Source organism: Actinopolymorpha alba DSM 45243 (genome assembly GCF_000373925.1).
GTDB lineage: Bacteria > Actinomycetota > Actinomycetes > Propionibacteriales > Actinopolymorphaceae > Actinopolymorpha > Actinopolymorpha alba.
In genome coordinates this window covers 24524-41207 of the sequence record NZ_KB892793.1, presented here as the reverse complement: position 1 = coordinate 41207, position 16684 = coordinate 24524, and the positions used below count along the sequence as shown (strand labels likewise).

Here is a 16684-nt window from a genome sequence, read left to right as displayed (position 1 = left end):
CAGGGTGGGTGTCGGCACAGCGGGTGCGACCACGACCACCACCTTGCGGGCTGCCCGTGTGAGGACTGCAAACCTGCCACCTACCCCCACCCGTTGGACCGGCCCGCACGTCAGGCCCGCAATAACGGAGCAACTGGTGAGGGCGACGCGGCCATGGGAGGCGGCGAACCCGGACGCGGTCCGGGTGGCGACGCTGACCGGGAACCAATCCCAGAGCAGGAGATCCCGGCCGCGTTCCGGTCCTGGAGAGCGGCGATCAAGGCGAAACTCCAGCTGAACGCGCCGATCACGACCCTGTTCGAGCTTGCGGAGCGGCCAGCGGAGCTTGGCGGGTTCGGACCCGTGCTCACCGAAGTAGCGCGGCGACTCATCGCGAACCATCTCGACAACCCCGACGCCATGTTCGCCATCGGTATCACCCACCCCGTCACCGGACAGCTGCTGAGCCTGCATCCGCTGTCCAAACGCTTCTTACGCGGACTTCCGGCAGAGTTCGTGCAGTCACTCAACCAACGCTGCACCTGGATGCTCTGTAGACGCCCAGCCATCAACTGCGACCTCGACCATACGAAGCCATACTCCGAGGGTGGTGAGACCTCCGTCGAAAACGTGGCACCACTGTGCCGACGCCACCACCGCGTGAAAACCGAAGGCGACTGGAAAGTCGAACAGACCAGCCCAGGCCACCTTCGATATACCGATCCGCACGGGCGGGAGTACCAGGTCGCCCCACCACGCCTCACCGATCCGGTAGAACCAGACGATCCGGACCCGCGGCCGTTCTAGCTGGACCCGGGAAGATACGAGACAAGCAAACAAGACAGCAGGCTCGAGAGCCCTTGAAAACAAGGGGTCTTGAGCCTGCCGGCATTATGGGCTGCGGTCGTAGCAGTGGGGTCCGTGCCAGGCCAGGGCGGCGCGGAGTTCACGTACCTCGCGGGAACGCCGGCGCCGCCAGCGTTCGTGCGCGACCGGGAAGAGCCGGAGACCCCCGTGATACGACCGGAAGGGGAGGACACGAAACGTCGTCACCGGCGTGGCACCGGCGGCCAACCAGATCACCAGCCAGGGCCGGGAACTGTCGTCGACCAACCGCGTCCGCGCGACGGCGGTCCACGGCACCTGCCATTGGTCGCGCCCCTTGACCACGGTGAGGCCGTACGCGTTGACCTCCAGCGTGAGGCGGGGGCGGAGGGAACGTAACAGCTGGGCGCTTCCGGTGACGACAAGCATGATGAACGTCGCGAGCGCCGCGGCCCGCACCATCGGGCGGGCGCCGGATTCCTCGGCGGCCACCGCGGCCGCCACCAGTGCGCCGGTCATGCTCAGAAGTCCCCACAGGAACGCCGCAGACGGGGAGTTACCGAATCGGACTCCGCCACCACCCGCCGTCACACCACCCGCCGTCACACCACCCGCCATCGGACCGTTGGGTGGTGGTGGGACCGGTGCGGCGGTCATCGCGGTGTAGACGCGGGTCGACGGCGGGGACGCTGTCATGCCCGGCGGCGCGTCGACCGGCACAGGACCGCTCGACGGTGACGAGTTGTGCGTGGACCCGCCGCCCTGAGCTGGGCTGCTCTGAGCTGGCCCGTCCTGAGCCGGCCCATTCGGAGCTGGCCCGTCCTGAGCGGTCATGCGTTCATGCAGTTCAGTGTGGTAGCGACTGACGAGCGTCTGGACGGGCGCGGGCAGCCAGTCAGGAGGCGCGGGCGAGCTGGCCTCGGCGATCCCGAACTCTCTCAGCAGGACCACAGGAGTGGGCCGCTGCCCCGGATCGCGGTCGAGACAGGCAATGATCGACTCACGCAACTCGGCGGGTACGCCGTCCAACTTCGGCTCGCCGTACATCGCGCGGTACATCAGCGCTGAGGTCTGGCCGTCTCCGAACGGCCCGCACCCGGTCGCGGCATAGACGAGAACGGCGCCCAGCGCGAACACGTCGCTGGCCGGGCCGACATGATCGCCAGTGATCTGCTCGGGGGAGAGGAAGCCGGGCGTTCCGAGGAACACGCCGGTCGCGGTGAGTTTCACGCGTTCGAGGGCCTGGGAGATCCCGAAGTCGATGAGGCGCGGGCCGTCGGCTCCAAGGAGTACGTTCGACGGCTTGATGTCGCGGTGCACCAGCCCGACGTGGTGGATCGCGGCGAGCGCCTCGGTCAGCCCAGCCGCCAGGCGGCGTACCGCAGCCTCGGGCAGCGGCCCGTGCTCGACCACCGCCTGGGCCAGGGTCGGCCCCGCGACGTACTCCGTCGCGAGCCAGGGCTCCGCGGCATCCGGCTCGGCGTCGACGACGGCGGCCGTCCAGAAGCCACCGACCCGCCGAGCCATCTCGACCTCGCGGCGGAAGCGTTCGCGAAACTCCGGATCGTCGGCGAGCTCGGGTCGGGCGACCTTCACCGCGACCGGCCGGCCGCCGGGCGAGGTGCCGAGATAGACGGTGCCCATCGCGCCAGTCCCGAGCCTGCTGTGTACGGCGTACACGCCAATCCGCCGCGGATCGCCCCCCTGTAGTGGCTGCACCGATCTCCTCTTCCTACCACCGCGCCAGGACCCGGGATTTCGGGCCGGCCTGGCCGCCGGGCCGGATGGCGGCCCCGCATTACCAGAAAGACACTAGTGCCGACGTCCTGGTTGCCCCGGTACGTTGCAGGAGACGTCGCCCAGCCCGACGGCTCAGCCGTACGGGAAGGGAGTTCAGGATGTCACCGACCTCGACGTCCAGAACGTACGCCACTGAAGGCGCCGCGCCGTTCCGTGACCACCCGGCGACGGTGACTACGGACCCCAGACCGCGGCCGCCGTCAAGAGGTTCCAGGCGGTGGCGCCTCTTACTGGTCTCGGCGGCTGTTGGCGACGATCGCGGCCACTGGCGGCAGCACCGCCGCGACGGCCGACATTGCCACCGCCGCCGGGACAGAGAAACGGCTCACCACGAGCCAGGCGAGGACGAACAGTCCGACGCAGACGCCCATGATGGTCAGATACAGGCCCTGGCGTCCCATCGTGGCCCGTCCGTTTCAGCCCGTCAGCTCAACCGGCTCGCGCCGTCTGCCGCAGGTAGCGATCGCACCAGTCCGCGGCGTGCAGGGCCACCTGTTCGAGGGTGCCTGGTTCCTCGAACAGATGCGTCGCTCCGGGCACGACCCGCAGCTCGTGCGGCGCGGAGAGCTGTTCCGCGGCCTGCTGGTTGAGGCGTAACACGTGGTGGTCAGCGCCTCCGACGATGAGAAGGGTGGGCGCGCGGACCCTGCGCAATGCCGTACCCGCGAGATCCGGGCGGCCACCCCGCGACACCACGGCCCGGACGCTCTCAGGACGCTCAGCCGCCGCGACCAGCGCACTCGCCGCTCCCGTGCTGGCGCCAAAGATCCCAAGTGGTAGGTCGCGGGTGCTTTCCCACTCTCTCAGCTGGTCCGCCGTGCTGATCAGGCGACGACTCAGCAGGCCGATGTCAAACCGCAGCTCGGCCGTGCGGTAGTCGCGTTCCTCCTCCTCGGCGGTCAGGAGATCCAGCAGCACGGTCGCGAACCCGCCGTCCTGCAGGGCCTTGGCGACCGCGCGGTTGCGGGGACTGTGGCGGGAGCTGCCCGAACCATGCGCGAAGAGCACGACGCCGTACGCCGGCTGGGGTACGACGAGATCACCGAGGAGGCGGACACCCTCGGCGGGAGCGCCTACCTCGACCGCGACCGGAACGCTCATGCGCGTCCTCGCTTCGCTGCGGGCGCGCACGAGGCACTCGAGGCGCTGTGTTGGATGATTCGCTCACTGCGCTCGCTCATGGCCATCACCCCGCTCGTTCCTTCGTACCTCACGTCGGCGCCGGCAATCCAGGGGGACAATGCCTTCCAATGCTCACAATCCCTGTCATACTCGCGCGCCGCACTCGCACCCCCGCCTGGCGATGGGGGGCTGATGGGCGTCGACTCCGTTGACCAACCACGACGAAGGTTCCTGATCGGCCGGACGACATCGTGCTGACCCCGGCCGCTACCGCTGATCCGGGCGCCGCGACTCGCCCACCCGGGGCCGGTGGTTCGTCCGCCCGGATTGCGGACTGACAACGGGTAGGATCACGCCGATGATTCGCATCCGTGGCGACGAGGACGCCGGCTACTTTGCCATGGTCACGTGCGACGAATGCCAGGCATGCATCGTGTTCCACCCCCACGATCATGGTCTCTGGGTGGGGTCGCAGCGGCAGGTACGCATCTACCTGACGGACCACGAGGGCTGGGTCTGGGACCATAGTTCTGGCGCGTTCTACTGCCCCGCGCACTTCCGCTGAACCGGCGCGGTCGCGTCAGGAGGGCTGCCCGGTTGGGTGACAACGATCCGGTCGAGGCCGTCGAGCACGAGCTCACGGTCCTGCTACGCCGTGCCCGCGCGACCTCGGGCTCCATCGCCCGGGAGGTCCATCCCGACATCGGCGCCGCGGCGTACGGCATCCTGACCCTGCTCCAGCAGACTGACGGCACGCGGATGACCGACGTCGCGTCGTACTTCGGCGTCGGCAAGCCGACGATCAGCCGCCAGGTGGGGTTACTTGAGCGTCTCGGCCTGGTCGAGCGTGCGGAGGACGCGGAGGACCGGCGTTCCGTCACCCTGCGGCTTACCGAGGAGGGCACGGCCCGGCTGAGTGCGGCGCAGGAGGCCCGGCGCGCGCAGTTCCGCGCGTTGCTCGACTCCTGGCCGCGCCGGGATCTGGAGGCCCTGGGCCGCCTGCTCCACCGGTTCAACGCCCTGCAGTTCTAGCAGGCAGGTGGGCCGACCTCTGATCGGGACTTCGGCGTCTTCAGGTCCGCTCGCGATATGAGACAAGTCGCCTGAGCCTGCCGGCTTGTCAAAACCGCGGCGCCGTCAAAGTTGATCAACGGTCCCGAATTCCGGCATCCACGCGGGGAGTGCCCGATCTGTGGACCGTTGATCAACTTCACCAAGCGGCCATTTGGGATTGTGAAGACGCTCTTGCCGAGGCGTGGTCATGAACCAGGCTGTCGACCAGTCCGGCCTGTGTGACAAACCCGCGACGCGCTCGAAAAAGATCGTGGTCTGGGCCGAGAGTTATTCACTGTGCGAGATCGCCTACCGAGGTTGCGATGACTTGGCGGAGAAGTGTCGGCATAGAAGCCGAGACACCTCCGCCAAGTCGGCTCCGCTACCTTCACGATGCCGCGACCTGTCCGGTGCCAGGGTTTTTGCAAAAGCCTCCTGCTGACCGCTCGGGCCTCGCCGCTGTCCCGCATCGCGTGCACCCGATGCGCCCAGATCTTGAGATAGCCGCCGCCGGCGATCGTCTCGCGCGCGAGGTGAACCCCCGCCGCCGTCCTGACAGGCCTATCGCGGAGACGACGCGGCCACCCGTTGCCCTGCGCCTCGGAGTGCTCGGCGCAGCGCGAATCCGGCCGCACAGTTGGTTGCTTAGGGCACCTAACCGAGATATGGTTGCCCAGGGCAACGATGGGCGGTGGGTTATGAACCGTGCTCAGCTCGAGGACCTGCTTCGGGCGATCAACGACGTCGTCCTTATTCGCAAGGACATCTCGCGGTTGGCGACCACGACCTGCCATGTCGCGGCCCTGGGTGTCCTGTCCGTCCTGAGCCGATCGGACGACATGCGGGTCGGCCAGCTCGCCGAGACCCTGCAGGTCGACATGTCGGTGGCCAGCCGGCAGCTGGCCCAGCTGGAGGCGCAGGGCTATGTCGGGCGCCGGCCGGATCCCGACGACGGGCGCGCGCACCTCGTGTTCCTCACCGAGGCGGGGCGGCATGAGCTCGACAACGTACGCGGCCACGTCGTACGCCACTTCGAAACCGCGCTGAGGGAGTGGACCGACGACGACCTCACCGTGCTCACCAAACAGCTTGACCGGCTCCGCGCCGATCTCGACCAGGCCCGTCGCGCCCGGCACACCCACGCCGGGCCGTCCGACCGAGGTCCGCACCGAACAGGAGTGAACGCCCTCTCATGACCACGCAGTCCGCGGTGGAAGATCCATCAGAAGTGGCAAGACCGGCAGAGGCGATGACGCACCGGCAGGTGCTGGAGGCGTTGTCCGGACTGCTGCTCGGCATGTTCGTCACCATCCTGTCGTCGACCGTCGTCTCGACCGCCCTGCCAAGGATCGTGAGCGAACTCGGCGGCTCCCAGTCCGCGTTCACCTGGGTCGTCACCGCGTCCCTGCTGTCGATGACGGTGAGTACGCCGATCTGGGGAAAGTTCGCCGACCTGTTCAGCCGCAAGCTGCTCGTGCAGGTGGCCCTCATCGTGTTCGTTGTCGGCTCGGCCCTGGCCGGACTCTCCCAGAGCACCGGGCCGCTGATCGCGTTCCGGGTGTTGCAGGGACTCGGCGCGGGCGGTCTCACCGCTCTCTCGCAGGTCATCCTCGCCGACATCATCAGTCCGCGTGAGCGAGGCCGCTACATGGGTTTCCTCGGCGCGGTCATGGCCGTCGGCACGGTCGCCGGCCCGTTCCTCGGCGGTGTGCTCACCGACTCCTCACTCGGATGGCGGTCGACGTTCTACGTGGGTGTGCCGTTCGCGGTGGTCGCGCTCGTGGTCCTGCAGAAGACGCTCCACCTGCCCCGCGTCCGGCGGAAGGTGAGCATCGACTACCTCGGTGCGCTCCTGCTGAGCGCGGGGGTCGCCGACCTGATGATCTGGGTGACGCTGGCCGGAAATCAGTTCGACTGGGCGTCCCGCACCACCGCGGTGATGGTGGGCGGGGGCGTCGTCCTGCTGATCCTCGCGGTCGTGGTGGAGGCCAGGGCCAAGGAACCGATCCTGCCGCTGTGGTTGTTCCGCAACCGCACCTTCGTCTTCGCGATCATCGCCAGCGTCGCGGTGGGTATCGCGATGTTCGGTACCTCGGTGTTCCTCAGCCAGTACATGCAGATCGCGCGCGGAAAGTCGCCCACCGAAACCGGCCTGATCAGCATCCCGATGGCCATCGGCAGCCTCCTCTCCGCCACCGTGGTCGGGCAGATCATCACCCGGACCGGCAGGTGGAAGCGGTGGATGGTGCTCGGCGGGCTGCTGCTCATCGCCGGGGCCGGGCTGATGGGGACGATCGACTACCAGACCAGTTTCATCCGGATCGGAGCCTTCCTCCTGCTGCTCGGCCTAGGCGTCGGCATGTGCATGCAGAACCTCGTCCTCGCCGTCCAGAACACCATCTCCATCAAGGAGATGGGCGCGGCCAGCTCCGCCGTCGCGTTCTTCCGCAGCATGGGTGGCGCGGTCGGCGTGTCCGTACTCGGTGCCGTCCTCGCCAGCCAGGTGGCGTCGTCCATCAGTGACGGTCTGGCGCGGCTCGGGATCAAGGCCCCGACCGGAAGCGACACCGTGCCCGAGGTGTCGAAGCTCCCGCCACCGGTCCGAACCGTCGTCGAGGCGGCGTACGGGCAGGGCGTCGCGGACATCTTCCTCGTCGCCACGCCGGTAGCTGTCGTCGCGTTGCTCGCCATCCTGTGCATCAAGGAGATCCCGCTCGGCACCAAGACCGGTATCGAGCAGCAGCTGGAGATGGCGAAGGCGGAGGTGCAGAGCCCGGCCGAGGACGTCGCCGTTGAGCCGGTTGTAGGCAACGGTAGGCCCAGGCCGACCAAGCTCACCCCGGACGAGAACCCCACCGTCGCCCTCGTCGGCGCCGCGCCCAACGGTCATCGGGTCCAGAGCGGAGCCCACCGGTTGGAAAGGGCGGTCGAGGCGGCGCTGCCCGCCATCGAAGGCGCGTCGGCGGCGCCGCTGGGGTACGGCGGAGGCGGTCCGGGCGCTCCGAGCGGCCGGCGGATCGGGGGTACGGTCCGGCGGCCCGACGGCAGTCCGGTCGGGAGCGCGGCGCTCACCCTCATCAACCTCGGCGGCCACCAGGTCGGCCGGACGTCCACAGACCGGGACGGTGCTTACGCGCTCACCGCTGACGCGGACGGGGCGTACGTGCTCATCACCTCGGCCGCTTCCTACCAGCCACAAGCCGCGACCGTCGTCATCAGCGACGAACCCGTCACCGTCGACGTCGTACTCACCGGTGTCAGCGGCCTGGTGGGCGAGGTGCGAGCAGCGGCCACGCACCTCCCGGTGGCCGGAGCGGTCGCGGTGCTGGCCGACTCCCGCGGTGAGGTCATCGCGTCCCAGGCCAGCAGCGCTGACGGGACCTATCGGTTCGACGACGTGGTGGCCAGCACCTACACACTCGCGGTACGCGCACAGGGCTTCCAGCCGGTGGCGCTGTCGGTGGCCGTGGCGGGGACCGGCGAGACCCGCCAGGATGTCGAACTCGTGGCCAAGGCGACCGTACGAGGAACGACGCGGACCCGTGACGGCGAGCCCGTCCCGGACGCCCGGGTCACCCTTCTCGACCTGGAAGGCAACGTCGTCCGCATGTCCTACACCGACCACGAGGGCGGGTACGCCTTCGCGGACCTGGACGCGGGGGACTACACGGTCGTCGCGACTGGTTACCCCGCCGTCGCCCGGGGGCTCAGCCTCTCCGGCGGAGAGGTGACCGCACACGACGTCGAGCTGTCCCACCCGGACATGTGAGCGGACGAGATATGCAGGAGCACGACCGGCGCGAGGGCGCCCTCACCGCCGACATCCGTACGACCGACCGCTGGCCGATCCCGCACGCGGTCGTCACGATCACCGATCTCCAGGGCAGACAGGTGACCCGCGCCGAGGCGAACGGCGACGGTCACGTCACCACCGATCCGCTGCCCCACGGCTCCTACACCGTGATCATCACCGCGGCCGGGCACACCCCGGCGGCGCGCGCGGCCACCATCACGCCGAGCGGGGCAGCGCTTGGGGTGGTCAGCCTGCCGCGGGTCAGTGGGACGCCGTTGCCACCGGCCGGCACCTGGGTGATCGACCCGGTGCACTCCAGCGTGGAGGCGACGGCGCGGCATCTTGGCATCGCCAGTGTCAAGGGGCGCTTCACGGAGTTCGGTGGGCGGATCCAGATTGCCAGACCGATCGAGGAATCCTCGGTACACGCGACCATCGCGGCGGAGAGTATCGAGACCGGCAACAAGATGCGGGACGACCACCTGCGTACCCCGGACTTCCTCGACGTCGTACGCCATCCCACGATCGAGTACCACGGCAACCGGTTGACGGCGACCGGCGACGACGCGTGGGCGCTTTCCGGCGAGCTCACCATGAACGGCGTGCGCCGCCCGGTCCGGCTGGACCTGCGGTACAGCGGAACGGGTGACGATCAGTTCGGCGGTGTCCGGGCCGGATTCCACGCGACGACCGAGCTGCGCCGGGAGGACTTCGCCATCAGCTACCACCAGCTGGTCCGCCTCGGTGTGGCCGCGGTCGGTGCCACCATCCGGGTCGAGCTCAACATCGAGGCCGTGCGGGGCGAGGAACTCCCTCAGCTGTGATCGGGAGCCGCGCCGGCAGTGCCCCGCGTACCCCGCCTGTCCAGTCCGCAACTGGTCACCCGCGGGGCGCGGTGACGGCCGTGGTGATCTGCCGTACGGAAGGACCTTCCCGATAGCGTCCCTACATCGATGAAGGACCGGCGTCGACGGCGGCGGCATCGATGGCGATCGCAGCAACGCAATCCGCAGGGAAGGTGTAGGGCGTGACTGGCTTTTCGGGCCTCGTGAACGGGCTGAGCGACCTGGTGAATCTCTCCAGCGCGGTGAGCCGTTCGATCAGTGCAGAGAACGTCACCGGCGAGAAGGGGCGCGGCGGTGCGGCGACCGAAGGTACGGGAGCGGGTGCAGCCCGCGACCTCGGCCTGGGATGGAAGGTCTCGCCGTCCATCCGTGTCGAGGCCGGTGAGACCGCGACCCTCGCGGGCATCGAGGGGTCTGGAGCCATCCAGCACATCTGGCTCACGACGCACGTGTCCAACTGGCGCCGGCTGCTCCTGCGCTTCTACTGGGACGACGACCCGCGCCCGGCGGTCGAGGTGCCGGTCGGTGACTTCTTCGGTCAGGGCTGGGGGAAGTTCGCCCAGCTGAGCTCGGTGCCGGTGGCTGTCAACCCGAACGGCGGCTTCAACTGCTACTGGGCGATGCCGTTCCGGCGGTCGGCCCGGATCACGCTGGAGAACCTCGCCGATGATGCGGTCATCGTCTACTACCAGGTCGACTACACACTGACCGAACTCGGCGAGGAGGTGGCGTACTTCCACTCCCAGTGGCGGCGGAGCAACCCGCTTCCGTCGGCGGAGGTGCACACGATCCTCGACGGTGTGGAAGGCGCCGGGCACTACGTCGGGACCTACCTCGCCTGGGGCGTCAACAGCACCGGCTGGTGGGGCGAGGGCGAGGTGAAGTTCTACCTCGACGGGGACAAGGAGTTCCCGACCATCTGTGGCACCGGTACGGAGGACTACTTCGGCGGCGCCTGGAACTTCGACGTACCCGGCCAGGGCTACACCGCCTTCTCGACGCCGTACCTCGGGCTGCACCAGATCATCCGGCCGGACGGGTTGTACGACAGCCAGCAGAGGTTCGGGATGTACCGCTGGCACGTGCAGGACCCGATCCGTTTCGCCTCCGACCTCAAGGTGACGGTGCAGGCGCTGGGTTGGCGCTCGGGTGGACGCTACCTCCCGCTGCAGGACGACATCGCCTCGACGGCGTTCTGGTACGGCCGCGAGACGTCCTACAACCGCCCGGCCACTCCGGACGCCGACGCCCTCGAAATCTGCTGAGTGGTCCTGCTCCTCTTCCAGGATTGTGGAGACTGCGAGGTGCTATAAGCCCCCGCAGTTCCCACGCTCTTTGTCATGCGGCGGTTTGCCGCGAACTCGATCCGCAACTCGGGCATGCCTTCACCTGGCCGCGCCAGCCGCGCTGGCGAAGGACGCGAGCTACCTGAGCGGCGACGGCGCAACTGTCCGCGAAGGTGTCGCTCCAGCCGTAGCGGAGGGTCCAGTACCCCGTTTCGGTGGAGTAGTTGTCGCGGCGTCGGTCGCGGAACGCGCCAGCGTCCACGTGACCGAGGCGGCCGTCGAGTTCGACGATCAGCCCGAACGCTTCGTACCGTACGTCGATCCACTTGCTGCCGGTGCTCGCGTACCGATGCCGTTGCCGATTGCCTTCGGGTAGGCCGTGGGCGCGCTCGACGAGGCGAAGGTATGCGAGTTCGAGTGGCGTTTCGGCACCCTGGGAGACGTCGACGAGCATCGCCTCGACCGGGCCGCGCCACCTGAACCTCGTGCGAGCGGCGAGAGAAGCACTGAGTCGCGGTGGTGTGGTTCGCCTGCGCTGGCAGGCGCGGGTGATCCAGCCGACCACGGATTCCAGCTGATCCGCCTCGTCCGCGAGGTCCAGGACAGTCTCCTCGACCCGCGTGCGGGACGGCTGCCGCGCCGGGTGTACCGCTTGGCCAAGGCGCCGGGAGCGACGAATCCGGAGGCCTGGGTGGCTTCGGACTCGGCGGGTGACCGGCACCGTGATGTGCACTGGCGTGCCCACATCCACCGGACTGTCTAACAATCCCCAGACTTCGGCCGCCGTCGCGTGACTGACGGCAGCGCCTTCTCCGGCGTAGAGCAGCGCCGCCCAGAGCTCGGTCGATCGCCGCAGTTGCCCGTCGTACGTCACGTAGACCCGTGGGAGCACCAGGCGCCAGCGACCAGCGTCGACCCTGGCCCTGACCTGGTCCTTGGAGAGTCCGGCCGCGTATGCCTGGTCCAGGGCGACGGCGCCGGCCTGCCTCTGAATCTGAGGACGAAGCGATTCCGGGAGCTGCTTGGACATCCCGGGACAGTGCCACGTCACGCGCCCGACGAGGCGGCGAGCCTGTGGACAGTCCTTGGCCTGTGGATGGCGCGACACAAACCGGGATCGTGGAGACTGCGAGGTGCTATAAGCCCCCGCAGTTTCCACGCTCTATGTCACCGCAGGGCCAGTGCCGACGTAGCTCAGGCGCGGCTGACCTCCACGGCGTTCACGTCCGCGCGCTCGGCGGCGGCGAGGGCCGCGGTGAAGTCCTCGGTCTCCTGCAGGTGCTCGTCCATCAGGGCGCCGGCGGCGCGGCGCGCCCGGCGGCGTACGGCGTTCATGATCTTGGTGTGGAACTCGATCGCGCGCTCGGCGAGCTCGGAGTTTTCCTCGACGGTACGCCGGCGGACGCTCCGCAGCGCCCCGTCGACAGAGTGAAAGAGCGTCAGCGCGAACGTGTTTCCGGCCGCGCGGAGCAGGGCGTCATGGAAGTCGACGTCGGCCGAGCTGAAGGCGTCGAGGTCCTGCCCGGCCCAGGCTTCCTTCATGGTCTCGACGGCCGCGGCCATGCGTTCGAGGTCGGCGTTGCTACGCCGCACGGCGGCCAGCTCGGCGATCCCGCGCTCGACGATGCGGCGCAGCTCGGTGAGCTCATGCGCGAGTTCGTACCCCGGCTCGAGCAGGGCCCGGGCGTTGAGCACGGTGCTGTCGAACGGCGCCCAGGTCGTGGGCGGGTTGACGAAGGTGCCGCGGCCCTGCTGGACCCGGAGCACCCCGCGCTGGCGGAGGTCCTTGATCGCTTCGCGGAGGGTCAGCCGGCTGACTCCGGCGCGTTCGGCGAGGACGGGTTCGGGAGGGAGCCGGCTGTCAGGTGGGTAGACACCCGCGACGATCTCCTCCAGCAGGCGTTCGGCCAGTTGGTCGGCCAGGCCGGACCGGCTGACCGCCGTGAGGTGGTCCGGTGTGAGCCGCGGACCGATGGCCCGCGTCTTCTGGTCGGTCATGTCCGCCAGCGCCTTCCCCAGTGTGGCCACCTCCGGACTGTCCGGTGGCCTAAACGAGAGCCCAAGACTATGGCAAGCGAGTGTGAACGGTCTGGCGGTGACCAGAAAGCGAGTACGATCGCCGCATCGAAACATCAGATGTCTTGGAGGGTGGCGTACCCATGGGCGCTCCGGCTCTTGCCGACCTGACGCTGCGGTTGCACGCGGATGACAACGTCGTGATCGCGATGCGCGACCTCGACCCCGGCACCTACGCGCTGCCGGCCGGCGGGACGCTGGACCTGACCGACGCGGTCCCGAGCGGGCACAAGGTCGCCGTCGCCCCCGTCGCCGAGGGGGAGCCGGTCCGCAAGTACGGCCAGGTCATCGGGTTCGCCAGCGAGTCCATCGCGCCGGGGCGGCACGTGCACACCCACAACACGGCGTTCCAGATGTTCGAGCGGGCGTACGACTTCGGCGTCGACGTACGCCCGACCGAGTTCGTCCCGGAGACCGCGCGGGCGACGTTCCAGGGCATCATCCGGCCCGAGGGCCGCCCCGCGACCCGCAACTACATCGGCATCCTCACCACCGTGAACTGCTCGGCGACGGCGGCCAAGCTGATCGCCGAACGGTTCAAGTACGACGGCCTCGAGGAGTTCCCGAACGTCGACGGCGTCGTCTCGCTCACCCACGACACCGGCTGCGGGATGGCGGGCCCCGGCAGCGAGGGATTCGAGGTGCTGCGCAGGACGCTCACGGGGTACGCCAACCACCCGAACTTCGCCGGCTTCCTCGTCCTCGGCCTCGGCTGCGAGGTCAACCAGGTCGCGTCCCTCGTCGAGCACTGGCAGATCCCAGCCCACAAGATCACCGTGCCGATGACGATCCAGGAACTCGGCGGCACCCGCAAGACGGTCGCCGAGGGCATCGCCCGGATCAAGGAGATGCTGCCGGACGTCAACAACGTCACCCGCCAGACCGTCTCCGCGAGCGAACTCATCCTCGCCATGGAGTGCGGCGGCTCCGACGGGTATTCCGGCATCACCGCCAACCCCGCACTCGGCGCCGCGGCCGACCTGCTCGTCGCGCACGGTGGCGCGGCGGTCTTCGGTGAGACCCCGGAGATCTACGGTGCCGAGCACCTGCTCGCGCGGCGCGCGGTGAGCCAGAAGGTAGGGGAGAAGCTGATCGAGCGGATCCGCTGGTGGGAGGACTACACCGCCAAGCACGGCGGCTCGATGGACAACAACCCCTCGCCCGGCAACAAGGCCGGCGGCCTCACCACGATCCTGGAGAAGTCGCTGGGCGCCGCGGCCAAGGGCGGCACGACCAACCTCGCCGACGTGGTGGAGTTCGCCCAGGAGATCACCGCCAAGGGCCTGGTCTTCATGGACACACCCGGCTACGACCCGGTGAACGCGACGGGCATGGTGGCCGGCGGGTCGCAGGTGCTGTGCTTCACGACGGGTCGCGGGTCGGCGTTCGGGTGCAAGCCGACGCCCTCGATCAAGCTCGCGACCAACACGCCCATGTACGAACGCATGACCGACGACATGGACCTCAACTGCGGTGTGGTCGCCGACGGCGGCGCCAGCGTCGCGGAGGTCGGACGGCAGATCTTCGACGAGGTGCTCGCGGTCGCGTCGGGCAAGCAGACCAAGAGCGAGGAACTCGGCTACGGCGACGAGGAGTTCGTGCCGTGGCAGCTCGGTGCGGTGATGTGAGTCGGAGCACGGTGAGCTGAGCCCGCGCGGGGAGGTTTCGGGATGACCGAGATGATCGAGCGACCTGGCCTGGGGCCCTTCGAGCGGGTCCGCGGGATGGCGCCGCGGGCGCCGTTCCCGAGACTCCTGCCGGTCCGCCAGAGGTATGACGTACCCACCGAGTCCGACGTGGCGGCGGCGACCCGGCGGGAGCTGGCCCCGCTCCAGGCCAGGATCCGGCCAGGGATGAGCGTCGCGGTGACCGCGGGCAGCCGTGGCATCCACGACCTCGCGATCGTCGTACGAGCGGCCTGTGACTGGCTGCGGGACGCGGGCGCCGCGCCGTTCGTCGTACCCGCGATGGGCTCGCACGGTGGCGCCACCGCGGAGGGGCAGCTGGCCGTTCTGGCGTCGTACGGCATCACCGAGGAGTCGATGGGCGTCCCGGTGCGGGCGACGATGGACACCGTGGTGCTCGGCCGGGTGGCCGACGGTCCGCAGGTCCACCTTGACGCCAACGCCGCGCAGGCCGACGGGATCCTGCTGGTCAACCGGATCAAGCCGCACACCGACTTCCACGGTGAGGTGGAGAGCGGCCTGGCCAAGATCGCCGCGATCGGGCTGGGAAAGCAGCGCGGGGCGGAAGGGATCCACCTGTACGGATCGGCCGGGCTCGCCCGCTGGATTCCGGCGGTGGCGCGGCACATCGTGGACACCGGCCGGGTCCTGGGTGGCCTCGGCATCGTGGAGAACGCCCACGAGCGCACCGCCCGGGTCGCGTTCGTGGAGCCGGACGGTATCGCCGGACCAGCCGAGACCGCCCTGCTCGCCGAGGCTGGCCGGCTGCTCGGGCGGCTGCCGTTCGACGACCTCGACGTCCTGGTGGTCGACGAGCTCGGCAAGGACAAGTCGGGCTCCGGCTTGGACACCAACGTCATCGGCCGGATGTGGATCCCCGGCGTACCCGAACCCCCGCGTCCCCAGATCACCACCATCACCGTGCACGCGATCAGCAAGGCGTCGTACGGCAACGCGGTCGGCGTGGGCCTGGCCGACTTCGTGCCGTTCCGCGTCCTGGAGGACATCGACCTGCACGCGGTGTACGTCAACGCGATGACGTCAGGCATCGGGGGTGTACGCCGGGCCAAGCTGCCGATCGCGCTGCCGACGGACCGGGACGCGGTGGCCGCCGCCATCCTCATGTGCGGGCGCCCCGACCTCGAGAACGTCCGGCTGGTCCGCGTCCACGACACCCTCGACACGGTTCACCTGCTGGTGGCGGAGAGCCTGCGGGCCGAGGTGGAGGCACAGCCGCAGCTGGAGATCATTGACGAGCCGGCGCCGTTCGCCTGTACCCCGGAGGGTGCACTGCCCGCCTGGCCGGACGCCCTCTGACTCTCCCGGCCGGCGCGCAGATCGGGCCCTCAGCGCGCGATGAGTTTCTGCGCACTTTGTCCTAAGTGCGATGTGCTGCGGTGTTCACTCAGGATTTGCCTCGCCCGTGAACCAGTCTGCTGGACCTTTCGTGTCTGGGAGCAGAAGGTTGACCCCGAACCCGCGACGGAAAAGGCAGCACATGCAGACATTCGAGCCACCCACCCCGAACGCCGCGCCCATTGAGAACGCCGTGTCCGAGAACGCCGCGTCCGCGCTGACCCGCCGGCGCGTGCTCGGATGCCTCGCCCTGGCCGGCGCCGCCGTACCCATCCTCGTCGCCTGCGGCGGAGGTGACGACACCACCAGCACCTCCGGCGACGACAGCGCCGCGACGCCGACAGAGCAGGAGTCCACGCCGGCGAAGGAGACTCCGAGCGCGGAGGAGACCACGCCGGAGTCCACCGCGGCAGCGGCCGTGCTCGCCAAGACCTCCGACATCCCGGTGGCGGGTGGCAAGGTCTTCCCCGACCAGAAGGTGGTCGTGACGCAGCCGGAGGCCGGGACGTTCAAGGCGTTCAGTGCGGTGTGTACGCACAAGGGAAACCTGGTCCGGAACGTGCAGAGCGGCACGATCATCTGCCCCTTCCACCAGAGCAGGTTCAGCGCCACCGACGGCAGTGTGCAGTCGGGGCCGGCCACGCGGCCGCTTCCCGCCGCGCAGATCAAGGTCGACGGCGACTCGATCACCCTCGCCTGAAGTCCAGCCGACGCCGCGGACACGTCTCTGAAGCGGGCGGAGTTGATCAATGGTGCGCGATTCGGACACCCGCCGCGGACCAGTGCCGGAATCGAGACCGTTGATCAACTCCGCTGCCGGCGGACGTATCACTCAAAGGTGCCCGAACCCGGCTCCGGTCGGCA

Annotated in this window: 15 protein-coding genes; 10 read left to right on the top strand and 5 right to left on the bottom strand. The window is 68.9% G+C overall.

Going from position 1 to position 16684, the window contains the following annotated elements; genetic code table 11:
- Positions 1 to 786 (top strand): HNH endonuclease (locus B141_RS0131370; protein ID WP_237742854.1); only part of this gene is annotated, 786 nt, incomplete at its 5' end.
- Between the two features lie 84 nt (positions 787 to 870).
- Here B141_RS0131370 and B141_RS43820 read toward each other — a convergent pair.
- The 3 genes from B141_RS43820 to B141_RS0131355 form a co-directional block, all read right to left on the bottom strand.
- Positions 871 to 2523 carry a serine/threonine-protein kinase gene (locus tag B141_RS43820; RefSeq protein WP_040422856.1) on the bottom strand — a complete coding sequence of 551 codons (1653 nt, stop codon included), beginning with the start codon at positions 2521 to 2523 and terminating at the stop codon, positions 871 to 873.
- Positions 2524 to 2831: 308 nt separating this feature from the next.
- Positions 2832 to 3005 (bottom strand): DUF3099 domain-containing protein, encoded by a 174-nt coding sequence (locus B141_RS48135; protein WP_020579154.1) that lies wholly within the window; start codon positions 3003 to 3005, stop codon positions 2832 to 2834.
- 28 nt (positions 3006 to 3033) lie between these two features.
- Complete coding sequence (locus B141_RS0131355) at positions 3034 to 3705, bottom strand: dienelactone hydrolase family protein (protein ID WP_020579153.1); 672 nt, start codon at positions 3703 to 3705, stop codon at positions 3034 to 3036.
- A gap of 379 nt (positions 3706 to 4084) precedes the next feature.
- On the opposite strand from B141_RS0131355, the gene B141_RS0131350 reads away from it, so the two are divergent.
- From B141_RS0131350 to B141_RS0131325, 6 genes are all read left to right on the top strand, one after another.
- A complete protein-coding gene (locus B141_RS0131350) occupies positions 4085 to 4291 on the top strand; it encodes a hypothetical protein (protein WP_020579152.1) in 207 nt (68 codons plus the stop codon).
- 32 nt (positions 4292 to 4323) lie between these two features.
- Positions 4324 to 4758, top strand: coding sequence for a MarR family winged helix-turn-helix transcriptional regulator (locus B141_RS0131345; protein ID WP_020579151.1), 435 nt, complete (start codon positions 4324 to 4326; stop codon positions 4756 to 4758).
- A gap of 719 nt (positions 4759 to 5477) precedes the next feature.
- Positions 5478 to 5975, top strand: a complete 498-nt coding sequence (locus B141_RS49875; protein WP_020579150.1) for a MarR family winged helix-turn-helix transcriptional regulator — start codon at positions 5478 to 5480, stop codon at positions 5973 to 5975.
- On the top strand, positions 5972 to 8548 hold the full coding sequence (locus B141_RS0131335) for an MFS transporter (RefSeq protein WP_202805987.1): 2577 nt from the start codon (positions 5972 to 5974) through the stop codon (positions 8546 to 8548). Before B141_RS49875 ends, B141_RS0131335 begins: the two co-directional genes overlap by 4 nt.
- A gap of 11 nt (positions 8549 to 8559) precedes the next feature.
- Positions 8560 to 9396, top strand: coding sequence for a YceI family protein (locus B141_RS0131330; protein WP_020579148.1), 837 nt, complete (start codon positions 8560 to 8562; stop codon positions 9394 to 9396).
- A gap of 203 nt (positions 9397 to 9599) precedes the next feature.
- The gene (locus tag B141_RS0131325) at positions 9600 to 10682 is read left to right on the top strand and encodes a glycoside hydrolase family 172 protein (RefSeq protein ID WP_020579147.1); all 1083 of its coding nucleotides are present in this window, start codon (positions 9600 to 9602) and stop codon (positions 10680 to 10682) included.
- Positions 10683 to 10755: 73 nt separating this feature from the next.
- On the opposite strand, the gene B141_RS43810 is transcribed toward B141_RS0131325, so the two are convergent.
- Both B141_RS43810 and B141_RS0131315 read right to left on the bottom strand, forming a co-directional pair.
- A complete protein-coding gene (locus B141_RS43810) occupies positions 10756 to 11733 on the bottom strand; it encodes a hypothetical protein (RefSeq protein WP_020579146.1) in 978 nt (325 codons plus the stop codon).
- Between the two features lie 164 nt (positions 11734 to 11897).
- Positions 11898 to 12731: a FadR/GntR family transcriptional regulator gene (locus B141_RS0131315; protein WP_020579145.1), complete on the bottom strand. Its 834-nt coding sequence runs from the start codon at positions 12729 to 12731 to the stop codon at positions 11898 to 11900.
- A gap of 131 nt (positions 12732 to 12862) precedes the next feature.
- Here B141_RS0131315 and B141_RS0131310 point away from each other — a divergent pair, with 131 nt between their 5' ends.
- The 3 genes from B141_RS0131310 (at position 12863) to B141_RS0131300 (ending at position 16520) form a co-directional block, all read left to right on the top strand.
- Positions 12863 to 14407, top strand: a complete 1545-nt coding sequence (locus B141_RS0131310; RefSeq protein ID WP_020579144.1) for a UxaA family hydrolase — start codon at positions 12863 to 12865, stop codon at positions 14405 to 14407.
- A gap of 42 nt (positions 14408 to 14449) precedes the next feature.
- Positions 14450 to 15781 (top strand): nickel pincer cofactor-dependent isomerase, group 22, encoded by a 1332-nt coding sequence (locus tag B141_RS0131305; protein ID WP_020579143.1) that lies wholly within the window; start codon positions 14450 to 14452, stop codon positions 15779 to 15781.
- Between the two features lie 181 nt (positions 15782 to 15962).
- The gene (locus tag B141_RS0131300) at positions 15963 to 16520 is read left to right on the top strand and encodes a Rieske (2Fe-2S) protein (protein WP_020579142.1); all 558 of its coding nucleotides are present in this window, start codon (positions 15963 to 15965) and stop codon (positions 16518 to 16520) included.
- Positions 16521 to 16684: the final 164 nt, after the last annotated feature.

Bases quoted from the DNA above. Each gene is read 5' to 3' on its own strand.
- B141_RS48135 (WP_020579154.1), bottom strand. From the start codon at position 3,005: ATGGGACGCCAGGGCCTGTATCTGACCATCATGGGCGTCTGCGTCGGA.
- B141_RS0131355 (WP_020579153.1), bottom strand. From the start codon at position 3,705: ATGAGCGTTCCGGTCGCGGTCGAGGTAGGCGCTCCCGCCGAGGGTGTC.
- B141_RS0131350 (WP_020579152.1), top strand. From the start codon at position 4,085: ATGATTCGCATCCGTGGCGACGAGGACGCCGGCTACTTTGCCATGGTC.
- B141_RS49875 (WP_020579150.1), top strand. From the start codon at position 5,478: ATGAACCGTGCTCAGCTCGAGGACCTGCTTCGGGCGATCAACGACGTC.
- B141_RS0131335 (WP_202805987.1), top strand. From the start codon at position 5,972: ATGACCACGCAGTCCGCGGTGGAAGATCCATCAGAAGTGGCAAGACCG.
- B141_RS0131330 (WP_020579148.1), top strand. From the start codon at position 8,560: ATGCAGGAGCACGACCGGCGCGAGGGCGCCCTCACCGCCGACATCCGT.
- B141_RS43810 (WP_020579146.1), bottom strand. From the start codon at position 11,733: ATGTCCAAGCAGCTCCCGGAATCGCTTCGTCCTCAGATTCAGAGGCAG.
- B141_RS0131310 (WP_020579144.1), top strand. From the start codon at position 12,863: ATGGGCGCTCCGGCTCTTGCCGACCTGACGCTGCGGTTGCACGCGGAT.
- B141_RS0131305 (WP_020579143.1), top strand. From the start codon at position 14,450: ATGACCGAGATGATCGAGCGACCTGGCCTGGGGCCCTTCGAGCGGGTC.
- B141_RS0131300 (WP_020579142.1), top strand. From the start codon at position 15,963: ATGCAGACATTCGAGCCACCCACCCCGAACGCCGCGCCCATTGAGAAC.